The organism is Thermogutta sp. (assembly GCF_014359955.1).
Taxonomy (GTDB): Bacteria; Planctomycetota; Planctomycetia; order Pirellulales; family Thermoguttaceae; genus Thermogutta.
Window position 1 is genome coordinate 1 of sequence record NZ_JACIYL010000486.1, and the last position, 3,369, is coordinate 3,369.

The window sequence follows — 3,369 nt, forward strand, 5'->3', positions numbered from 1 at the left end:
AAATCGGGCACAATAAAGAATGCGGTGCCATGTGCTTCGGCCTCAAGACTTGAACGTCCATGAAATGGCCTCTTCCACCAAACAGGAATCCGCCGATCCGACCATTCATTTGCGTCGTCACGCCCTGGGTGTGCTGGCGATTCTTTTGTGTCTTGGAGCAATTTTCTTTCACTTTCGCCCACCGCGCAATTCGTTTGAAATCATGTGTGAATCTGCCTGCTGGCGGATGGCGCCGGTCACGGCCCTGCTCTGGCTTGCATACTACCGCATTCTCGAGTTGCCACGGTGGCTAGTGGTGGCGGTTCCTTGCTTTTTGTTGGTGGTCGTCATCCGGCCAAAACTTTTGTTGTTTGCCGCTCCACTCTTTCTGCTCATCCTGTTTCTAAGACCGCGTCCTGCAAAATCCGCAAGAAAAAAAAGAAGGCCGCCAGAAAAAAAGTGACAGGCGGCCATTGACAGGGTTATTTCCGCACGTTGTGTGGGATATCAGACCTCAGGCAGCAGATACGGCTTGCGGCGCGGGCGGTCCAGGAATCGGTTCGCCTCGTCATCGCCTACAAACTGCTCTTTGACGGGGTCCCACTTGAGTGGTCGGCCAGCCCAACGGGCGATGTTGCCAAGGTGGCACAACGTTGCCGAACGATGGCCGATCTCTTCATGCGCGACCGGCTTTTCACGTGTTTTGATGCATTCCAGCCAGTTCAGCAAATGGTGATTGCTGACCGGTAGATGCACCTTAAAATCGTCATACGGGGGATCTCCGAGCTCTTTCGGTTCCGCCACAAATTTCCCGCGGTCGATCGTGATCCGTCCTTTATCCCCGATGAAAACGGCACCTCCCGGCGGACCATTGTCGAATTTCACGACGATACCGTTTGCATATTTGAAAAACACTTTGGGCTGGCTGCATATTTTGTCGCCCCGGGCCCGGGATTCCGGCTCGGTGTAGGTGGGGGGATTGAATCTGGGACCTTCCGTCCAGATCTCGACCGGGCCGGTATCGTCGGTGCCTAGAGCCCACTGGATCTGGTCCAATCCGTGGGCTCCCCACCCGGTCATTTCGCCTCCCGAGTAGGGCCGGAACGAAATCCAACCTGGTCGTGCGCGCGGGGTGTAAATGTCGATGTGGTAGGGAACGGGTTCTGTAGGCCCGCACCACATATCCCAGTCCAGGCCGGGCGGTACCGGCTGGCCTGGGAAATGACATTCCCAGGGGCTGGGATAGTTGGCTGCTATGACCGTGTGAACTTTACCGATGCGTCCGTTGCGTACCAGTTCACATCCCAGCCGATTGGCCGCCATCGAACGCTGCTGGCTGCCGGTTTGGAAGACTCGCTTGTATTTCTGAACCGCCTCCACGATTTTCCGCCCCTCGTAAATCGTGAGTGTCATTGGCTTTTCGGCATAGATGTCCTTCCCCGCCTGGCACGCGTGGATGCAGACGATGGCCCGCCAGTGGTCGGGTGTGGCTGTGATGATCGCATCGACATCTTTCCGCTCCAGCAATTTGCGGTAGTCCTGGTAAGCGGCAGCCTTGTAGGGCTCCGCAGTCTTTTCCGCACGAGGGAGGTTCACGTCGGCAATTGCGACGATCCGTCCGAGCGAGGGAAGCTCATCAAACAACTGCAGTCCCCGGCGGCCGATACCAATGCCCCCGATGCCGATACGTTCGTTGGCTGGGGGAACGTTTTCCGTGCCCAGCACGTGTCGCGGAATGTACAGGGGAGCCACCGCGGAGGCTGAGGCAACCAGGGACAACCGGAGGAACGATCGACGGCTGGTTCTTGTGGTTGGCATACCAGATACCCTCCCATTGACTCTATAACGCTGGGTTATGATGAATACGGCCCAAGTCGAGTTTATACGGCGATAGCGGCAAGACGACGACTGTTTGGTGGACGGCAGGAAAAGCGGCCGGGCTCAACGCAACTGGTTTTCAAACCATACGGGACCACCCCACTTGCCCGTCACTACGATATCAAGGTCTCCATCCCCGTCCATGTCTACCACAGGGATGTTGAGGCCCGCCCCGATTCCCTGATCGTAGGTAATGGCGTGCTTGATCCATTTGACTTCGGGCTTGGCCTGTAATTCGTACCAGTACACGCCGAGGGGCTCGAAAGCACCGGGATCGCCGCCGTTGTGGGCCATAAATCGTTTACCGGTTACGAGGTCGAGGTCACCATCCAGGTCAATATCGGCCAGCGTAAGCGAGTGAGCCTGGCTCCATGTGTTGTCGATCACGTGGCGTTTGAACTTGATCTCCTGCCCGTCCCTGACTTGTTCGTACCAGTAAATTCCGTAGCGGTGCGCAGAGCTGGCGATGAGATCATTGAGTCCGTCGCCGTTCACATCGTGGACAAGAATCTGAGCTGTGTGTTCGGCAGTTCCTTCTTCGGCTCCTCCCAGGGCGATGGGGTGTTCAATCCAGGTGCCCTGGCGAGGGTCAGACGGGGCCTCGAACCAAGCATTTGGACGAATGATGTCCGGACGACCATCGCCATTAACATCCCCTACTCCTGCCCCAAAGGCCATCGGCTTTTCGCTCACGACGTGCTTGACAAAATGAACTTTGCCATCCGCTTGTGGGACGATTTCCCACCACCATGTCGGCGCAACTTCGGGAAGGATCTCGCGCACCTTTCCGTCGCCATCGATGTCCGCCAGTTGAGCGGTTTCGTGATTGAGGCTCACATCAATGACCGTCCGCGGCCAGAGGTTCCCATCGAAGCCGGTGTTTCGATGCCAATCGAGGCACTTCTCAAACCAGTCGCATGAAATGACATCCGGGCGGCCATCGAGGTCCACATCGAGTGGCAAGTCTGCGAAATTCCACATGTAGCCTTTGCCGGAGTCATCCACTTCTCCCTTCAATTCCCGAATCTTGTAGGCTTTCCAGTTGGGTGCCAGGTAGACGAAGGGACCCGCGACCACGTCCAGCTTGCCATCACCGTTGAAATCCGCAACGCCGCATGCTTCGCTCCGAAACTGACCGATGCGATGCATCTTGAACGTCACATCGGCCCCCCAGCTTGTGACCGTCCACACGAGAACCACGGATAGTGGTGAAAGAGCGACTAAAACGCGGTGTAAACTCATGGATTCTCCTCCGATGCTAATTGATTTTCCCAACGCGCTATTCACCCATGCTCAGTGTGGAAGCATATTGCTCACCAATAGGCTAGTCTAACCCGAAGGCTTCCGCAAGAGACCGGCTAAGCGGGGTGTTCTTCGGTATGAGGTACCGATTGACCGAAATTGCCGAGATTGTATCATGGGCGCCCGAGAGCTGAGGCTGAAAAAAAATTTGTTTAAGGAACCTCTGCACAATTCCTGTATAACGGCATTATAATCTGAGGCGTTACAACT

At 56.0% G+C, this 3,369-nt stretch carries 4 protein-coding genes; 1 reads left to right on the forward strand and 3 read right to left on the reverse strand.

Annotation, left to right across the window (positions count from 1 at the left end):
- Positions 1-182, reverse strand: a 182-nt coding sequence (locus H5U08_RS13355) for a hypothetical protein (RefSeq protein ID WP_297033962.1), incomplete at its 3' end; no start/stop codon positions are given.
- 103 nt (positions 183-285) lie between these two features.
- Here H5U08_RS13355 and H5U08_RS13360 point away from each other — a divergent pair.
- Positions 286-456 carry a hypothetical protein gene (locus H5U08_RS13360; protein ID WP_297033966.1) on the forward strand — a complete coding sequence of 57 codons (171 nt, stop codon included), beginning with the start codon at positions 286-288 and terminating at the stop codon, positions 454-456.
- A 30-nt stretch (positions 457-486) separates the two neighbouring features.
- Here the strand turns inward: H5U08_RS13360 and H5U08_RS13365 are convergent, their stop codons facing one another.
- Both H5U08_RS13365 and H5U08_RS13370 read right to left on the reverse strand, forming a co-directional pair.
- Positions 487-1,797: a Gfo/Idh/MocA family oxidoreductase gene (locus H5U08_RS13365; protein WP_297033969.1), complete on the reverse strand. Its 1,311-nt coding sequence runs from the start codon at positions 1,795-1,797 to the stop codon at positions 487-489.
- Positions 1,798-1,920: 123 nt separating this feature from the next.
- On the reverse strand, positions 1,921-3,099 hold the full coding sequence (locus tag H5U08_RS13370; protein WP_297033971.1) for a VCBS repeat-containing protein: 1,179 nt from the start codon (positions 3,097-3,099) through the stop codon (positions 1,921-1,923).
- Between the last annotated feature and the right edge of the window lie 270 nt (positions 3,100-3,369).